At 71.0% G+C, this 17,412-nt stretch carries 10 protein-coding genes; 1 reads left to right on the top strand and 9 read right to left on the bottom strand.

All coding sequences use genetic code 11. The features are described 5' to 3' along the window. Positions 1 to 21: 21 nt before the first annotated feature. From OG272_RS35415 to OG272_RS35395, 5 genes are all read right to left on the bottom strand, one after another. Positions 22 to 2,493, bottom strand: coding sequence for a CBM35 domain-containing protein (locus OG272_RS35415; protein WP_327727598.1), 2,472 nt, complete (start codon positions 2,491 to 2,493; stop codon positions 22 to 24). Positions 2,494 to 2,605: 112 nt separating this feature from the next. After that, a complete protein-coding gene (locus tag OG272_RS35410; protein ID WP_326585598.1) occupies positions 2,606 to 3,430 on the bottom strand; it encodes a carbohydrate ABC transporter permease in 825 nt (274 codons plus the stop codon). Between the two features lie 8 nt (positions 3,431 to 3,438). Next, positions 3,439 to 4,362 carry a sugar ABC transporter permease gene (locus OG272_RS35405; RefSeq protein ID WP_326576547.1) on the bottom strand — a complete coding sequence of 308 codons (924 nt, stop codon included), beginning with the start codon at positions 4,360 to 4,362 and terminating at the stop codon, positions 3,439 to 3,441. 24 nt (positions 4,363 to 4,386) lie between these two features. Then, positions 4,387 to 5,715, bottom strand: coding sequence for an ABC transporter substrate-binding protein (locus tag OG272_RS35400; protein WP_326576548.1), 1,329 nt, complete (start codon positions 5,713 to 5,715; stop codon positions 4,387 to 4,389). 111 nt (positions 5,716 to 5,826) lie between these two features. Further along, positions 5,827 to 6,867, bottom strand: a complete 1,041-nt coding sequence (locus tag OG272_RS35395) for a LacI family DNA-binding transcriptional regulator (RefSeq protein ID WP_326576549.1) — start codon at positions 6,865 to 6,867, stop codon at positions 5,827 to 5,829. Between the two features lie 209 nt (positions 6,868 to 7,076). Here OG272_RS35395 and OG272_RS35390 point away from each other — a divergent pair, with 209 nt between their 5' ends. After that, positions 7,077 to 9,503: an alpha-galactosidase gene (locus tag OG272_RS35390; protein WP_405896112.1), complete on the top strand. Its 2,427-nt coding sequence runs from the start codon at positions 7,077 to 7,079 to the stop codon at positions 9,501 to 9,503. Positions 9,504 to 9,577: 74 nt separating this feature from the next. On the opposite strand, the gene OG272_RS35385 is transcribed toward OG272_RS35390, so the two are convergent. Genes OG272_RS35385 through OG272_RS35370 form a run of 4 tightly spaced genes read right to left on the bottom strand, consistent with a single transcriptional unit; the run spans position 9,578 to position 17,201 of the window. Continuing rightward, complete coding sequence (locus OG272_RS35385) at positions 9,578 to 10,315, bottom strand: GH12 family glycosyl hydrolase domain-containing protein (RefSeq protein ID WP_327727599.1); 738 nt, start codon at positions 10,313 to 10,315, stop codon at positions 9,578 to 9,580. A gap of 42 nt (positions 10,316 to 10,357) precedes the next feature. Continuing rightward, positions 10,358 to 12,934: a glycosyl hydrolase family 95 catalytic domain-containing protein gene (locus tag OG272_RS35380; protein WP_405895493.1), complete on the bottom strand. Its 2,577-nt coding sequence runs from the start codon at positions 12,932 to 12,934 to the stop codon at positions 10,358 to 10,360. Then, positions 12,931 to 14,973, bottom strand: a complete 2,043-nt coding sequence (locus OG272_RS35375; RefSeq protein ID WP_405895492.1) for a beta-galactosidase — start codon at positions 14,971 to 14,973, stop codon at positions 12,931 to 12,933. The genes OG272_RS35380 and OG272_RS35375 overlap by 4 nt, the downstream gene beginning before the upstream one ends. Beyond that, entirely contained in the window at positions 14,973 to 17,201 is a 2,229-nt protein-coding gene (locus OG272_RS35370; RefSeq protein ID WP_405895491.1) for a 1,4-beta-glucanase, read from the bottom strand. The genes OG272_RS35375 and OG272_RS35370 overlap by 1 nt, the downstream gene beginning before the upstream one ends. Positions 17,202 to 17,412 lie beyond the last annotated feature (211 nt).

The raw sequence follows: 17,412 nt of genomic DNA, 5'->3' as shown, positions 1-17,412 counted from the left end.
GTGGCCGAGGTCCGGCGTGTCCTAGCCGACGACCCGGCCCACCTCGATCCGGTCGATGTTCGGCGCCCACGCGCCCGCGTTGCCGAAGGTCACCTTGTTGGCGCCCTTCTCCAGGTCGACGGGGACGCCCACGGTCCAGTAGTCGTCCCAGCCCCAGGTGTTCTTGAAGGTGACCGTGCGCGGCGCACCGTCCCCGACCGTGATGTCCGCCGTACGGGACATGATGTCGGTGTTGTACGAGTGGCCGTTGTCGCGGCGGTCGTTGTGCGCGTAGTGGACGACCAGGACGTAGCGGCCGGACGTGGGGGCGTTCACCGTGAACTCGGCGGTGCTGTCCGCGCTGTTGCCGAGCCAGCCGATGTACGACCCGGCCGAGGCGTGCGCGGAGTCGACGAGCCTGGCTCCGCCCGCGAGCGTGGCCGAGGCGCCCTCGTACGCGAGCGTGCCCGTGGTCGAGCCGGCGCCGGTGACGTCGAGGGAGCGGACGGCGGTGTGCTTGGCGGTCGCGGTGATCCGGTTGTTGCCGGCCACGAGGTACAGCCGCAGCGGCCGGTCGGGCACCGCCGCCACCGACTGCCCGTGCAGGGCGAGCTTCACCGGCGCGGACGCCCGGGGCACCACCCGGTAGTAGCCGTCGCGCGGGGCGTACACGTCGAAGACCGCCTTGTCGCCGGAGCGCAAGCCGAGCGCGCCGGTGCCGACACCCGCTGACGAGGCGTAGTCGTACGACGGCTTCCCGCTGATGTCGGCGAGCGTGGCCTCGTAGGAGGCGGAGGGCTCGGCGGTGCGGGCGGTGAGGTCGATCCGGTCGAGGGTGACCTCGGTGTCGCCCTTGGCGAGGGTCAACCGGTGCGTCCCCGCCGGAAGTCGGACGGTGACGTCCTTCTTGGCGCGGTAGGTCCAGTTCTCGGTGGAGGGGTAGGTGACGGTGACCGGGTCGCCGCCGTCGACGATCAGCTTCTGGGTGGCCGGGGTCCCGGACTGGTTGCCGTACAGGATCGCCAGGTCGTACGTGCCGTCCTTCGGCACCGACACGGTGAAGTCCACCTTGCTGCCGACCTGGTTGAGCGAGCCGACGTCCTTGGTGCCGGAGGCCGCGTAGCCGTTGGCGTTGCTGACGGTGCCCTGGGTGTAGACCTTGCCGTCGGTGATCGCGGCGTCCTCGGCCTCGTAGGAGGCGGTCCAGGGGACGGACGGGGTCGTCGGGGTGCCGGAGCCGCCCGGGGTGAGGACGACGCGGTAGGCGGACATCTTGTGCAGGCCGCGCAGCGGGACGGTCACCGTGCCGTCGTCCGCGATCCTCACCTTCGTGCGGGAGAGGACGCGCGGGGTCGCGTGCTGCCCCTCGTAGCCGGACCAGGCGGCCTCGGCGACGGTCGCGGTGACCGTACGGCCGAACAGGGAACGGGAGACCTTCTCGACCACGACGTCCGTGTCACCGGCGGCGCCGCCGAGCAGGACCTGGGCCTGGCGGCGGGAGGCGTCGAGGGAGGCGAGACCCTGGAGGGTGTCGATGGTGTTCGCCTGCGGCGGGGTGACCTTGACGGTGTCGCCGGTCAGGCCCGCGTACCAGCGGAAGAACCACCAGCCGCCGTTGGGGATGTTGGAGCGGACGACGTTGCCGTCCATGTTGCCCGCGGCGTCCCAGTACGCCTGGTTGGCGTACACCTTGTTCCGCTCGAACATCGAGACCCACTGGACGAGTTGGCCGGGGACGGAGAGGTCGCGCCGGTTGGCGTACTCGTCGATGTTGATCTTCAGCGGGGCTATGCCCGCCGCCCGCTCCAGGGCGCGGTAGTCGTCGTAGTGGGCCTGGAAGTCCCGCAGGGAGCCGGAGCCCAGCTCGTGCCAGGTCATCACCTGGGGCAGGACGTTCTCGCGCTTGGCGAAGGCGAGGAAGTCCTTCAACAGGCGTGTGTGGTAGCCCGCTTCGTTGGGGCCGGCGATCCGCGCGTCCGGGTCGATGGCTCGGATGCGCTCGTACACCGTCTTCCAGTCCCGGAAGAACCGGTCGCGGTTGACCTCGTACTGAGCCTGGTCGGCGACGTCGAGCTTGTACCAGATCTGGTCGGGCTCGTTGAACGGGATGTAGACGAAGCGGTCGCTGTTCGGGTCGGCCGAGACCTCCTTGACGATCTTGTCGACCTTGGGGAGGTAGTCGTCGATGCCGAGGTCCTCGTAGGGCCACTTGGCGTAGATGTCCTGCATCATCACGTTGATCTCGCCGCCGCCGTTGCGGAAGAACGACTTGGAGACGGTCAGCGCGTCGCCGTTGGGGTGCTGGGCGCCGCCCTCCGGCTTCTGCGAGATGCTGGTGATCTTCAAGGGGGCGAGGGCCGCGTCGCTGGGCACCCCGTCGTCGCTGAGCCCGTACAGCGCGCCGTTGGCGCCGAGCATCACCGGGCCCTCGGAGGCGGAGAGGTCGACGGTGAGGCGCTGCGGGTCCGCGGCGGCCGCCGCGGACGCCCCGGTGGCGGGGAGGGTGCCTGCCATGGCGGTGACTCCAAGTAGTGCGGTGACCAGGGCGGTTCTCGTACGAGACCTGGTGCGGATCCGGGTGCGGGCTCTCGTGCGGGTGGGGGTGATCACGCTGCTGGACCTCCGGTCATTTGACGGCTCCACTGGTGATTCCGGACACGATCTTTCGCTGGCCGACGAGGAAGACGGCGACCATCGGCAGGCTCATCACCACGACGTACGCGAAGACGAGGTGCCAGTTGTTGAGGTAGAGCTGGGCGCTCGCGACCTTGTAGAGGTTGAGCGGGAGGGTGGCCCGGTCGCCGCCGCCGAGGACGAAGAAGGCGTAGAAGATGTCGCTCCAGGCGTAGAGCATCACCATGATCGTCGCGGTGGCGATGACCGGCCGGAGGAGGGGAAGGACGATCCGCGCGAAGATCCTCAGCGGTTTCGCCCCGTCGATCCGGGCCGCCTCCTCCAGCTCCATGGGGATGGCGCGGATGAAGCCCGTCATGAAGAAGATCGACGTGGAGAGGTACATCCCGGTGTAGACGGCGATCATTCCGGGCCGGGTGCCGGCCAGCCCGAGCTGCCGCAGCTCCATCACGATGGTGATGACGGCCGGTGGCAGCAGCAGACCGCTGATGCACAGCGCGTACGCCGCCGAGACCAGCTTCGACCTGCGGCGCGCGAAGACCCAGGCGGCGCCCGCGCCGAGGATCAGCACGAGGACCACCGAAGGGACCACGACCAGCAGGGAGTTGAGAAGACCGCGCAGCATCTCGCCCTGGGCGACGGCGTCGTCGTAGTTGGCGCCGGGCTGCCAGTGCTCCGGCGGGTCGAGGTTCGGCTCGATGGCCTCCGCCTGCGGCTTGGCGGAGGTGACGAGGACCAGCCAGAGGGGGACGCCGACGGCGAGAGCGGCGAGGAGGAGGACGAGGGCGGGGCGGCCGTACCGCCAGAGCCGGGGCACGGGAGGGTTCACAGCAGCTGCTCCCTTCGGCGCAATCCGATGACCAGCGGAATCGCGACGGCGACCACGACCAGGAAGAGGACGAGGCTCATCGCGGACGCCTGTGCGTACAGGCCCTGGCCGAAGATCCGGAACATGTAGATGTTGAAGACCTCGGTGGAGGCGGCGGGCCCCCCGCCGGTCGTGGCCTGCACGATGTCGAAGGTGTTCATCGAGCCGATGAGCGCCGTGGTGACGTTGAAGGTGAGGGCCGGGGCCAGCATCGGCCAGCGCACCGACCAGAACGTCCGCCAGGGCCCGGCTCCGTCCATCCGCGCGGCTTCGAGCATGTCGCCGGGGATGCCCTTCAGCCCCGCCAGATAGATCAGCATCGACAGGCCCATCCACTTCCAGCCGTGGATGAGGGTGACGACGACGAGCGTCCACGTCGTCGAGCCCAGCCAGGGAACGTCCGTGCCGAGCAGCGAGTTGACCGCGCCGTCCTGGTCGAGGAGCGCCTGGAAGACGTACCCCGTGGCGAGGGCCGAGATGAGCACCGGCAGGAAGAAGACGGCACGGAAGAACCGGTTGAAGCGGGTGTCGTCCTCCAGCAGCAGGGCCAGCACCAGCCCGAAGCCGTTCTGGAAGACGGCCGCGAGCAGCGCGTACAGCAGGGTGGTACGGATCGCGCGGACGAGGGTGCCGTCGGCGGCGATGGTCGTGAAGTTGTCGAGGCCCGTGAAGGCGATGTCCGGGTGGTACGAGGACCAGTTGGTGAACGGGTAGTAGAAGTTGAGCAGGTTGGGCACCAGGAAGAAGCCCGCGAAGACGATGACCGCGGGGAGCGCGAACCACCAGGGGTGGTGCACGGCGGCCCGGGGCAGCCGCCCCGCCCGCCGGGGTTCGCTTCTCGTGGGTGCCTTCTTGCGCGTACGTACGGCCGTGTCCGCCATCGGAAGCCCTGTCTCTCCCTCCGGCTAGAAGCCGGGCGCGCCCTGGGCCTTGGCCACCTGCGCGAACTGGTCCTGGATGGCCTGGGCGACCTGCTGCGGGCTCTTCTTGTCGAAGAGCATGTCGGCGAGGTACAGGTGTGTGTCCGGGGCGACGATCGCCTTGGCCTGGAAGACGCCGATGGCGGTGGGCAGGGCCGCGACCTGGGCCTTCGACGCCTGAGGGAGGCCGTCCGGGGTGGGCACGGAGGGCTGCACGGACGGGATCTTCATCGCCTTGATGTAGTCGGGGTAGTCGGGACCGAGCCAGAAGGCGAGGAACTGCCGGGCCGCGTTCTGCCGCTTCTCGTCACCCGTCTTGAAGGCGACCACGCCGTTGGTCTGGTCGGGCGAATACAGGCCGGTGGCGGCGGAGTTGGCGATCGGGAACCAGCCGATCCTCTTGTCGATCTCGGCGGTGGAGTACTTGGCCTGCAACTGGCTCTGGAAGGACGTGACGTTGAGGACCATGCCGGCCTCGCCCTTCCACAGCGCGTCGGCCTGGCCGGTGAAGGTGCCGGTCCGGTGGTTCTTCTGCGCGAGCCCGGCGTCGAGCAGCTTCTCCTTGTACTTCTTGATCGCTCCGACGACGACCGGGTCGGTCCACTTCTCCTTGTTCTCGTTCAGGTCCGCCCACCACTGCTTGTCGAGGTCGGTGAGCTGCACCTGCATCTGCCACTGCAGGGGCCACTTGTCGCCGCCGGCCTCGTAGAAGGCGGCCGCGTCAGTGTCGTCGACGACCTTGTGGCCGAGGGCGAGGAGCTCGTCGTACGACTTCGGGAAGTCCTTCTCGGCGATGCCCGCCTGCTCGAAGACGTCCTTGTTGTAGTAGACGCCGAGCATCGCGGGGCTGGTGACGATCGCCGCGTACCGCTTGCCGTCGATGACGCCGAGCGTCTTCTCGGTGTCGCCGAGCTGGGAGACCCACTCCTCGCCGTCGAGGGTGAGGAGGTTCTGCCGTGGCTGGATGAAGGGGAGCGTGGAGATGGACGGCTGCCAGAACATCAGGTCGGGGCGGTCGCCGGAGGCCAGCTTCGTCGGCACGTTCGACTCGTAGGGGTCCGGCACCGGCTGGGTCTCGACCTCGGCGCCGGTGGCCTTCTCGAAGGCGTCGATGACCTGCTTGGGCGCGGTCACCGTGTTCTGCGCGGTCCACATGGTCAGCTTCACGCCGTCGAGCCGGGCGGTGGGGTCGACGGCCGACTGCTGGGTGTCCGTGTCCGCGCCCGAGGTCCCCGCCGTGGGATCGCTGCACGCGGTGGCGGCCAGGCCGAGGGCACATATGAGGGACAGCGTCGGGAGAGCCTTTGTCTTCATCGCGGCCTTTCGAGAACAGGGTGGTCCAGGGCAGGGCAGGATGCGGAACAGCTGTGCGCGGACGGGGTGTTCGACCGAGGTGTAGGGGGCGTATGAGGTGTACGGGGTTGCTCAGGCCCGGGCGGGCGGTGGCCCCGCGCTCTCCCGCACCACCAGTTCGGGTACGGAGACGGGGTGCGGGGCGATCTGCGCGGACTCCTCCACCACCCCGTGCAGCAGGGCGAACGCGGCCCGGCCGAGGCCGGTGAAGTCCAGGCGTACGGTCGTCAGGGACGGGGTCAGATAGGCGGAGTGCGGGGCGTCGTCGAACCCGGCGACGCTCACCTCGCCGGGCACCGACCGCCCGGCCTCGTGCAGCGCGCGCAGCACCCCGAGCGCGAGGTCGTCGTTGCCGCAGAGGATCGCGGTGACCGCCGGGTCCCCCGCCAGTTCGAGCCCGGCCGCGTGACCGCCCGCCGGGCCCCAACTCCCCTGCAGCGGACGGGGTTCGGGCGCCCCGGCCTCCTTGAGCGCCTGCCGCCAGCCGCTGGTACGGGCGGCGCTCGTCCGCCGGGTGCTGGACGGGATCGCGACGTAGTGCACGGTCTCGTGGCCGAGGGAGAGCAGGTGACGGGTCGCCTCGTAGGCGGCCTCGCGGTCGTCGGTCCACACCCAGGGGCGGTCGCCGCCGGGCGGGGTCGTGGGGGTCTCGACGACGCCGACGACCGGGAGTTCGGCGGGGACGGCGCGCAGGGCCGCGACACCGGCCGGATCGTAGGCGATCACGATGAGGCCGCCGCCCGCGTCCGCCGCCCGCTGCACCTCGGCGGCGACCGCGGCCTCGTCCGCCGATTCGAGGACACCGATCCCGACCGCGTACGACGCCGCCCGCGCCGCCTCCTCGATGCCCTGGAGGATCGAGGCATAGCCGTAGTGCGTGGTGTTGGCGGTCAACACGGTCACGGCCCGGCTGCGCCCGCTGGCCAGCGCGAGCGCGGTGGCGTTCCGCCGGAACCCCAGCTCGTCGATGGCCGCCAGCACCCGCTCCCGCGTCGTGTGCTTGACGCTGGGGTGGTCGTTGATCACCCGGGAGACGGTCTGGTACGAGACCCCGGCGGCCGTCGCGACGTCCCGGATGCTCGCCGGGCGCCTTGTGTGACCGGTCACATTCATGCCAGGATTGTGACCGGTCACACAGGAGGCGTCAAGAGAACGTAACGAGGGATTCACGCGGGCGGCTCCGGCGGCGGTCGGCGGTCGGAGCGGATGGCGCGTGGAGCGGGCGGCGTACGGACGGACGGCTTGGGAGGGGAAGCGACTTGGACTCGGGTGCGAGCGACTTCGACGGCAGCGGCAGCGGCAGCGGCAGCGGCAGCGGCCTGATGGACGGTATGACCGGCCTCAATCGCACTGGACCGGCCTTCACTTGGGGTCATGCGGCGATCGAGACGGAGTTCGCGACGGCTGCGGACGGAACGCTGCGGCTGGTCCGGCTCGGCCCCTCCGGTGACACCGCCGATCCCGAAGCGGCGCTCCCGCTGGTCGAGTTGACCGCGTTCGGGCACGGCAGCGGGTGGTCCGGGCCGCGCTTCACCGGTACGGCGTTCGGCGCGACGCTCGCCTACCGGGGGCACCGTCGTGACAGTGGCGGCGGCTGGGAGCGACTGACGATCGAACTCCACGACGCCGAGACCGGGTTGACGGCCCTCGTGGAGCTGTCCTCCCCCACCGGAGTGGCCGTCCTCCGCTCCCTCGTCCGACTCCGCAACGACGGCACCGAGTCCCTCGTCGTCCAGTCCGTCAGCAGCCTTCTCCTCGGCGGGCTTCCCTCCCCCGACGTCCTCGACGTGCACCGGGCCCGCAACGACTGGCTCGCGGAGTGCCGTTGGTACGCCGAGCCGCTGCGGGCGACGGTCGCCGACATCAGCGTCGACGTCCACCAGCACGACAGCCGGGCGGCGCTCTCCCTTACCGGGCGCGGCAGTTGGCCCAGTGACGGGCATCTGGCGATGGGTGCGCTCACGGAACGGGGCGGGGTCCGAGATGGAGGCGGGGATGGAAACGGAGACGGGGACGGGGACGGGAGTGAAGACCCGGGCCGGGTCAGGGGCCGGGGCCGGGCGTGGGTCTGGCAGGTGGAGTCGCCGGCCGGGTGGCGCTGGGACCTGGGGGAACGCGCGCACGGCACCTACCTCGCCCTGAACGGCCCGACCGACGCCGAGCACCAGTGGCGGGTGCGGCTGGCGCCGGGCGAGGAGTTCACGACGGTACCGGCGGCGCTGGCCGTCGGGGCGGCCGCCGGGGCCGGAGCCGGGCACGGATCAGGGCTGGACGCGGCGCTGGGGGCGCTGACCGCCTACCGCCGGGCCGTCCGCCGCCCGCACCCGGACCACGAGGTGCTGCCGGTCATCTTCAACGACTACATGAACACGCTGATGGGCGACCCGACCACCGCGAAGCTGCTGCCGCTGATCGACGCGGCGGCGGACGCGGGCGCGGAGTACTTCTGCATCGACTCCGGCTGGTACGACGACTCGGTGGACGGCGGCTGGTGGGACAGCGTCGGTGAATGGCTGCCGTCGGCACGCCGCTTCCCTGACGGGGGTGCGGGCGGCGGGAGGGGGGCGTCGACCGGGGCGGGGCAGGACGCGCGGAGCGAGGCGGGGACCCGAACCGGCGACAGCGGCGAGCGCGGCGGGAGCGAGGCGGTTGTCCGAGTCGGGGAGGGCCGCGGCAGTGCGAGCGGAGAGGGTGCCCTGTCCGACGGTGGGATCCGGGGCGTGCTGGGACGGATCCGGGAGCGCGGCATGGTGCCCGGGCTGTGGCTGGAGCCGGAGGTCGTGGGCGTGCGCAGCCCGGTGGCGGCGGAGTTGCCGCCGGAGGCCTTCTTCCAGCGTGACGGCGTACGGCTGACCGAGCAGGGCCGTCACCAGCTCGACCTGCGTCACCCGGCCGCCCGCGCCCACCTCGACAAGACGGTGGACCGCCTCGTCGGCGACTGGGGCGTGGGCTACCTCAAGCTCGACTACAACATCGTGATCGACCCCGGCACCACCGCCCCCGGCGACCTCTCCCCCGGCGCCGGCCTCCTCGGCCACGCCCACGCCTACCTGGGCTGGCTCTCCGACGTCCTGGACCGCTACCCGCACCTGGTCGTCGAGAACTGCGCCTCCGGCGGCATGCGCATGGACGGCGCCACCCTGGCCGTCTCCCAACTCCAGTCCACCAGCGACCAGCAGGACCCCCTCCGCTACCCCCCGATCGCCGCGTCCGCGCCCACGGCGGTACCGCCGGAGCAGGGCGCCGTCTGGGCCTACCCACAGCCCGAGCACGACGACGACCTCATCACCTTCACCCTCGGCGGCGCCCTCCTCGGCCGCATCCACCTGTCGGGCCACCTCGACCGCATGACGCCTCGTCAACTCGGTCTCGTACGCGACGCGGTGGACACGTACAAGTCGATCCGCGGGGACCTGGCCCACGCGGTCCCCTTCTGGCCGCTCGGTCTGCCGGGCTGGACGGACGAGCGGCTGGCACTGGGGCTGCGGGCGCCGGAGAGACACGGCCCGTCGTACGTCTCGGTGTGGCGGAGGGGCGGGGAGGCCGAAGTGCGGCTGCCGGTCCCGCACTTGGCGGGCCGGGACACACCCGTCCGCACGGAGATCCTGCATCCGTCCGCCGCCCGTACGTCGGCGGCGACGACGACGACGGTCTGGGACCCGTCCAGCGGCGAGCTGCGGGTGTCGGTGCCGCGCGCCCCGGGCGTCGTGCTGATCCGTCTGACACCGGACGCCCGGGCAGCGGCGTAGGACGACCCGAGCCGGTGCCGCATGGGGGTACGGCACCGGCTCGGACCTGTATACGGCTCAACCGCCGTCGAACGTCAGCTGCTGCTGACGGTCAGGTTGTTGGTGGCGAAGTCCAGGCCGCCGGACGACGAGGTGATCTCGAAGCCGAACTGTACGTCGCCGATGGTCTCGTTGCCCATCCAGCCCTTGGTGTCCTTGATCCACTTGAGGATGGGGAGGATCTGGACGGTGCCGGAGTTGGAGTCGGAGGTCCGCAGGAACGAGAAGACCTCGTTCGCGCCGTTGCTGCCCTTGTAGACGGTCCAGGTGTGGCCGCCGAGCGTCACGTTGCCCTGCGAGGTGCCGAGCGGGCCGACGGCTCCGTTGTAGTTGACCCAGAGCATGATCTCGTAGTCGTAGTCCGTGTCCCAGATGTCGTACGACGTGTTGTACGCGCCGGACGACGGGACCGTGACGTTGTAGCTGCTGTTGAGCGAGCCGAGCGAGGTGATCGTCTTGTTGATCACCTTCTTGGAGTTGGGGTACGACTTGATGCCGCCGGTGTTGGGGTGGTTGGCCCAGACCCCCCAGTTCGTACCGGAGTTGGCCCAGATGCACTGGCTGCCGGCGCCGGAGCCCCAGATGTTGTTGTAGAGCGTGTAGCCGTTGAGGCTCGTGTTGCCCCACTGGTCGCAGGAGTTCCAGACTGCGGCCGAGGCGGGGGCGGAGGCGAGGCCGATGGTGGCGCCGAGCGCGAGCGCGGGTGCCAGCAGGGCCTTGCCGATCCGGCCCAGGGTACGAGTGCGGGTACGGGTGCGGGTGCGTGTTGCCATGGGGTGTCGTGTTCCTTCCATGGGTGGGGGGAAATGCGGGGGTTACCACACCTCCAACAACAGGGCGTGGTCTTCTCCGGCGACGAGGTCGAGCGACTCGGCGCCGGAGGAAGTCCGGAGTTCGACGCGGCAGGTCCGGGTGGGGCGGATCACCGCTGTCGCTTTCTGTGGGCTCCAGGTCAGGTCGAGTTCGGCCCCGAACCTTGTGCGGACGCCTCGCAGCCGGCCTGCCGGACAGAGCGCCGGGAGGGCGGGCAGCAGCACCAGGCGGTCCGGTGTCGACTGCACGAGCATCTCGATCAGCACGGCGGGCAGGGTGTGGGCGGCGTCCGCGTTGTAGACGTCCCGCTTCGGGTAGTGGGCGCTCATCAGGGAGGCGTGGAAGAAGTCCCCGCCGAGCACCTGGCCGAGGGCGTGCGCGACCCGGTCGGCGTCGCGCAAGCGGGCCGCGACGAGGGCGTGGTGCAGATGGCCGTGGGCCGAGTCGTTCTCGGCGCCGCGGAGTTCGAGGGCACGATGGGCGGCGGTCGCCAGCTCGGGGGTGTCGTACGGGTTGATCTCGTCCAGCGGCCAGACGCCGTAGAGGTGACTCAGGTGACGGTGGTCGTAGGTGTCGTCGAGGCCCGGCCAGGCCCACTCGGCGAGCGCGCCGTCGGCGTTGACGCGATGGGGCGGCAGCCGGTCGGCGAGCGCGCGCCAGCGGTCCGCGCGCTCGGGCCGGTCGGCGTGGTACTCGGCGGCCGTGAGCAGGGCGTGCCGGGCGGCCGACAGGTCCATGGCCGCGTTGATCGCACCCCAGCTCGCGTTCGCGGGACGGTTCTCGGGCGAGTAGGAGGGGACGACGACGAGGTTCCCGTCGGCGTCGACGCGGGTGAGGAAGTCCTCGTAGAACAGCGCGACTTCGGCCAGCGCGGCCGCGGTGCGCGGGTCGCGTTCGCCCCGGGTCTCGTCGTGGTCGACCAGCGGCTTCAGCAGCCAGTCCGCCCCCGCCGTCCACAGATGCAGCGGGTACTCACGGCTGAAGTGGTACGTCAGCCCGCTCTCCCCGTCGGAGTGCGGCGGGGCGACGACACCCCGGGCGCCGAAGATCGTCCTGGCGTTGTCCCGCCAGTCGTCGAGCTGACCATGGATCAGGGACGCGTGTGCCTCGGTGACCTCGGGCAGCGCGGCGGCCGCCGCGGACGACGTCTGCAGGTTGAGGTTGGCGTCGTTGGTGAACGCCCCCGCCCACGCCGTGTTCCAGTCACCGGTCCACAGGCCGACCAGCCGGGGCGGGAACAGCCCGCTGGAGGAGAGGAGGTGGTAGCGGCCTGCGGCGAAGAGACGTTCCAGGAGGGCGGGGCTGTGCGGGCGGCGGATCAGCTCGGAGCCGGGGAGGGAACGTTCGTTTTGGGGGGTGTTGCGGAACGAACCTTCGTTTTGCGTGGCGGGGTGCGGGAACGAACCTTCGTTTTCGGCGGCGCGTGCCGGGAACGCACCTTGGTGGCGTGGGCCGCTTCGTGGGAACGAACCCTCGTTTTGGCTGACTTCCGAGCGCGAGCCTTCGTTCTGCCCGGCGTCCGAAAACGAACCTTCGCTTTCTTTCCCCTCGCCCCCGAGCTCCAACGACACCCGCTCATACGCCGGCCGGTGCAGCCCCACATGCCGGTCGAGGAGCCGGGCATATGGCTCCGAGCCATCCGCCAGCAGTGCCCTGAGCGCCTGTCCCTCGGCCACCGCGTCCAGCTCGCCCGTATGCCGACGCACCCGGGTCAGCAGCAGTACGGACCGCGCCCGTTCCACGTGCATGCCGGGCGGGGTGAGGGTCGTGTGGCCGCCGGTGACGGCGACGAGTGTGGTGCCGGTGTATGCGCGGTCGCCGCCCGGGTAGCGGGCGCGCAGGCTCAGGAGGGCGCCCTCGGGGGTGAGGACCGCGCCGTAACCGATCTTCAGGGCCGGGGGTGCGCCCGGCAGCCGGTGGTCGAGGTCGATGTCCAGCGTGAGCCGGTGCCCCGAGACGCACTGGACGATCACGTCGTCCGCACGCGAGACGAAGACCCGGCTGCGCAGGTCCTCGCACTCCGTCTCGACGACACCGGTGGTGAAGTCGACCGAACGGCGGTAGCCACGCCCACCCCAGCCCCAGCCCCCGCTCCCGTCCCCCTCCTCGCCCCTGTCGCCGCCCCTGTCGCCGTCCCTGTTTCTGTCCCCGTTCCTCTCCCCGTTTCTGTCCGCTCGTCTCAGCCGCATCTGGAACGCCGGATGGAAGGGCTGCACCCACTGCAACTCGCGCCCGTCCGTGAACCCTTCGGCGGCGGTCAGGTCGCCGGCGAGCAACCGGTCCTGGAGCGAGGCGAGTTCGGCGGCGAGGTGCGGTGGCCTGGCGGTCTCTCCGCCGTTGGGGCGCACGAGGGTGTGGTGGTTGACGATGACGCGGTCGTCGTCCGGATCGCCGAACACCAGGGCGCCGTGTCGGCCGTTGCCGCTGAGGAAGGCGTCCTCCCAGCGGGCGGCGGGGCGAGGTTCCCACGTGCCGTGCCGGCCCGCATGCCTGGCCGTGTCACGCGCGGCCTTGTCACGCGCGGCCTTGTCACGCGAAGTCGTCCCGCCGGAAGGCGTCCCGCCCGTGGTCGTGGTCATGGTTTCAGCACCGCCACTCCGTACCGGCCGAGCGCCAGCGATCCGGTGACGGTCGCCCCCGTCAGCAGGTCGCGATGGGTGCCCGGGACGTCGACGACGACCTCGTCGCGGCCGTGGTTGAGCACGAAGAGCACCCCGCCGCGCCGCACCGCCTCGACCCCGTCGGGCAGTCCGTCCAGCACCGGCCGCACCCCCGCGTCGGAGGCGACCCGCGCCAACAGGGCACGCAGCTCGCCCGGTTCGGGCAGCGTGGAGACGTACCAGGCGCGCCCCTTCCGCAGCACCGCCGGGAGTCCGTCGAGTTCGCCGCCCTTGTAGGGGACGACCTCGTCCACGTCCGCCGCCTCGATCTCCTCGGACCACAGCGTCCCCCGGAAGGCCCCCCGGGAGCCGTCGCACTCGACCTCCTCCCCCGCGTCCAGCGGCCACCACTCGTGCAGGGTGCGGATGCCGAAGAGGTCGCGGAGTCGCGCGTCCATACCGCCGGGGCGTACGCGGTCGTCCTCGTCGGCGATGCCGGTCAGGAAGCCGCTGACGAGGGTGCCGCCGCCTCGTACGTACGCGAGGAGGTTCTCGATGGCCGGGTCCGTGAGCAGGTACAGCTGCGGTACGACGACGAGCCTGTACGCGGAGAGGTCGTGCTCGGGATGGGCGAAGGCGGTGGTGAGGTTCGACTCCCAGAGGGCGCGGTGCCAGGAGCGGACGACCTGGGAAAGGTCCACCTCGGACGACGGACGGCCGTCCTGGGCACCGGCCCACCAGGAGTTCCAGTCGAACAACACGGCCACGTCCGCCTGAATGTGATGTCCCGTCACCTCGCGGCTGATGGCGGCCAGTTCGGCCCCGATCCGCTTGACCTCCTGATAGGTGCGGCCCTGTTCGCCCGCGTGGCTGAGCATGCCGGAGTGGAACTTCTCCGACCCCTGCCGGGACTGCCGCCACTGGAAGTAGCAGACGGCGTCCGCACCTCGGGCGACGGCCTGCAGGGACCACAGGCGGTTGAGGCCACGGGGCTTGGGATGGTTGACGCCGCGCCAGTTGACCGGACCCGCGGCCTGCTCCATGAGCATCCACGGGCCGCCCCCCGCCTGGGAGCGCGTCATGTCCTGGACCAGGGCCCCGTTTTGTGCGCCGAACGGGTCACGGGGGTCCGGGTAGATGTCGACCGAGACCACGTCCTCCTCCTCGGCCCACCGCCACGCGTCCTGACCCACCCACATCGGCATGAAGTTGGTGGTGACCGGGAGGTGCGGGGTGTGCCGGCGGACGATGTCGCGCTCGATGACGTAGCACTCCAGCAGCATGTCGCTCGTGAAGCGTTTGAAGTCGAGCACGTGCGTGGGGTTCTTCATGTAGTGGGCGCGGCGCGGCGGGAGGATCTCGTGCCAGCCGTCGTAGCCCTGGCTCCAGAAGGCCGTCCCCCAGGCCTCGTTGAGCGCGTCGAGCGTACCGTACTTCTTCCGGAGCCAGTCGCGGAAGGTGGCCGCCGCCTCGTCGCCCCAGTCGTAGGTGCAGTACTCGTTGTTGATGTGCCACATGGTGAGGGCCGGGTGGCCGCCGTAGCGGGCGGCCAGGTCCTCGGTGATGGCGGCGGCGTGTCGGCGGTAGACGGCGCTGGAGTGCGAGAAGTGCTGGCGGGAGCCCCACCACTCGACCTGCCCGTTCTCGTCGCGCGGGAGGGTCTCGGGGTGGAGGCGGCCCATCCAGGGAGGCGGGGAGGAGGTGGGGGTGGCGAGGACGACACCGATGCCGCCTGCGTGCATCAGGTCCATCAGCGTGTCCAGCCAGCCGAACTCCCGTGCGCCAGGGCGGGGTTCAAGCTTGGCCCAGGAGAAGACGCCGAGGGTGACGGAGTTGACGCCGGCCTCCTGCATGAGGCGTATGTCCTCGTGCCACACCTCGTCGGGCCACTGCTCGGGGTTGTAGTCGCCGCCGAAGAGGACACGGCCGCGCGTGGCGGCACCCAGGCCGGGCCTGGACCGGTGCCGGGGCCCGGGCCGGGTGGCGTCCGCCGGTTCCGGTCGCGTCGTCTCCGGCATCAGACCGGCTCCCCGTACTGGATACCGCGTCCGTTCGTCGCCAGGTACACGCGGCCGTACACACGCGGGTCGCCGATGACGACCTCACCGGTCCAGCCCCACTGGTGGGCGTCGTCGTTGATGCGGGTCCAGGTCTTCGCGCCGTCGTCGGAGCGGTGGACGGCGGTGATGGTCTCGGTCGAGCCGACCAGGTAGATCGCCGGGTAGTCGGCGCCGTCGGCGGCCTTGCCGAAGCCGAGGGTGTACGAGGCCCAGCAGCTGTCGACCTTCGAGAAGGTCGCCCCGCCGTCGGTGGACCGGTACAGCCCGTTCCACTTCACGCTCAGCCACAGGTCACCGGTGCGTCCGGGGGCCGCCACCAGCTCGAACTGGCTGTCGCCGGAGGGCAGTCCGGTCGCGCGGGCGGTGAACGAACGGCCACTGTCAGCGCTGGCGTACAGCGTTCCCGTGTCGGTGTCGTAGGCGTAGAAGCGCGTCGGGTCGGCCGGGTCGGCGACCGGTGTGGCGCCCTTGGGGAAGGAGGAGATCTCGGTCCAGGTCGCGCCGTTGTCGGCGGAGCGGTGGGCCGCGTACTTCGTGCCGTCCCAGTGCACGAAGGACCACAGCAGCGCGCTGCCGTCGGCGTTGGTGGCGATCGGCCCCGGTGCGTCCTTGGCGATGTCCGGCTGGGCTTCGAAGGGGGCCCAGGTCCGCCCGCCGTCGCGGGAGTACGCGCCGTTGCCGTGGTCGCCCCAGCCGGTGCGGACGACGTACGACGGCTTCGCCGAGGCCTGCGCGAGTCCCGTCGCCGATCCGAACACGGGGTTGGACGCCATGCCGCGCGACGGGGACGCCGTGAGCCGCTCGTGGTACATCGTGCCGATGTCCCCGAGACCGCTGATCAGGTGCGCCTCTCCGACCGGAGGCGAGATCAGCTGGCGCACGGACGTCTCCTCCAGGCCCCGGATCTGCGGCGCCCAGCGCTTGAGGTCCCGGGTGCCGTAGAGGGTCGCGCCGGTGCCGTAGACGATGTGCTCGGAGTCGTACGGGTCGAGGGCGAGTGCCTGGATCCACCAGCCGAACTTCGGCTTGTCGGCGCCCCACTTGAGATAGGGGGTCTCGGACACGTCGAAGACGGCGGAGTCCTTGAGGGACGTCCAGGTACGGCCGCCGTCGGTGGAGCGGTACACGGTGTCGATGTCGGCCCAGCGGTTGTTGGTGGACACGACCACCGTGCCGGGGCGGCGGGCGTCGACGTCCACCCCGCCGTAGCCGAAGGTGTCGGCGCCGCCGTCGGACGTGGTGCCGCCCGGCTTCACCGGGGTCACGTCGGTCCACTTGCCGTTGGTGGTGCGGAGCTTGTGGACGCTGCCGTCGGACTGGCCGTTGGGGCCGGGCGCGTTGGCGTACGTCAGGTACAGCTCGCGGGTGTGCCTGTCGTACGCGGCGCGGATCGGGACCTTGGCGGAGGCGCCGGTGGGCCGGCCGGGGACGGCTTCCCAGGTGGTGCCGTCGGTGGTCCGGTAGAGGTTCACGGTGGCCGAGGTGCCGTCGGCGTCGCCCCAGCCGGCGTAGACGACGCGTCCGGCGGCGACGAGCAGGGTGACGCCCTGGCCGGAGCCGCTGGGGGTCGCCGGGAAGCCGGTCGCCGTCGTCCAGGTGGCGCCCCGGTCGGTCGACTTGAGCAAGCCGTCGTGTCTGGTGCCGAGCCACAGGGTGTCGCTGTCGCGGGGGTCGACGAGGAGGCGCTCGCCGGCGCCCCGGCCGTCCTCGTTGGCGCCGAGCTTGACGGTGAGGTCGGTACGGGTCCAGGTGGCGCCCCGGTCGTCGGAGCGGAGGATCGCGCCGTTGCCGGCCCAGGACTGGGCATAGGTGCCGAGGGCGAGGTAGAGGCGGTTCGGGTGGGCGGGGTCGATGGCGATGGCCTCCACGCCGAGGAGGTTCCAGTCGTCCCAGCCGAGATGGTCGGTGAGCGGGGTCCAGCGGGCCTTCCGGTCGTCCCAACGGTAGGCGCCGCCGATGTCGGTGCGGGCGTAGGCGAGGCCGCGTACGGAGGGGTGGAAGAGGACGCCGGTGACGAAGCCGGTGCCGCCGACAACTGCGTTGCGCCAGCGGTAACCTCCGGCGGTCGAGCCGGTTCGGGCTCCGGCTGCGTGGGCCGGAGTTCCCAGCGCGGGGAGGGCCGTAAGGGCTGCGGCCGCGGCTGTGCCGGCGAATACGGTGCGGCGGCTCGGCTTGGGGGTGCGCATGACATACCTCGTTTTGCGGGGAGGGGTACGGGGTGGGCGCCTTGTGGCTCGGGGGGTTGGGTTCGTCGGCGGCTGCGGGTGGTGGGTGGTTGCTCGCGCAGTTCCCCGCGCCCCTCAAGGGCCTACGGCCCTTCCGGGCCGAAAGAGCAGGGGCGCAGCCCCGCTTTTTCAGGGGCGCGGGGAACTGCGCGACCAGCCACGAATCACCCGC

The organism is Streptomyces sp. NBC_00104 (genome assembly GCF_045160825.1).
GTDB lineage: Bacteria > Actinomycetota > Actinomycetes > Streptomycetales > Streptomycetaceae > Streptomyces.
Note: the sequence above shows the minus strand (reverse complement) of the source record. Positions and strands in the feature narration are given on the sequence as shown.

What these genes read in the sequence shown, in the direction of transcription:
- OG272_RS35415 (WP_327727598.1), bottom strand. Translation starts at nt 2,493, where the DNA reads ATGGCAGGCACCCTCCCCGCCACCGGGGCGTCCGCGGCGGCCGCCGCG.
- OG272_RS35405 (WP_326576547.1), bottom strand. Translation starts at nt 4,362, where the DNA reads ATGGCGGACACGGCCGTACGTACGCGCAAGAAGGCACCCACGAGAAGC.
- OG272_RS35400 (WP_326576548.1), bottom strand. Translation starts at nt 5,715, where the DNA reads ATGAAGACAAAGGCTCTCCCGACGCTGTCCCTCATATGTGCCCTCGGC.
- OG272_RS35395 (WP_326576549.1), bottom strand. Translation starts at nt 6,867, where the DNA reads ATGAATGTGACCGGTCACACAAGGCGCCCGGCGAGCATCCGGGACGTC.
- OG272_RS35390 (WP_405896112.1), top strand. Translation starts at nt 7,077, where the DNA reads ATGGACGGTATGACCGGCCTCAATCGCACTGGACCGGCCTTCACTTGG.
- OG272_RS35385 (WP_327727599.1), bottom strand. Translation starts at nt 10,315, where the DNA reads ATGGCAACACGCACCCGCACCCGTACCCGCACTCGTACCCTGGGCCGG.
- OG272_RS35380 (WP_405895493.1), bottom strand. Translation starts at nt 12,934, where the DNA reads ATGACCACGACCACGGGCGGGACGCCTTCCGGCGGGACGACTTCGCGT.
- OG272_RS35375 (WP_405895492.1), bottom strand. Translation starts at nt 14,973, where the DNA reads ATGCCGGAGACGACGCGACCGGAACCGGCGGACGCCACCCGGCCCGGG.
- OG272_RS35370 (WP_405895491.1), bottom strand. Translation starts at nt 17,201, where the DNA reads ATGCGCACCCCCAAGCCGAGCCGCCGCACCGTATTCGCCGGCACAGCC.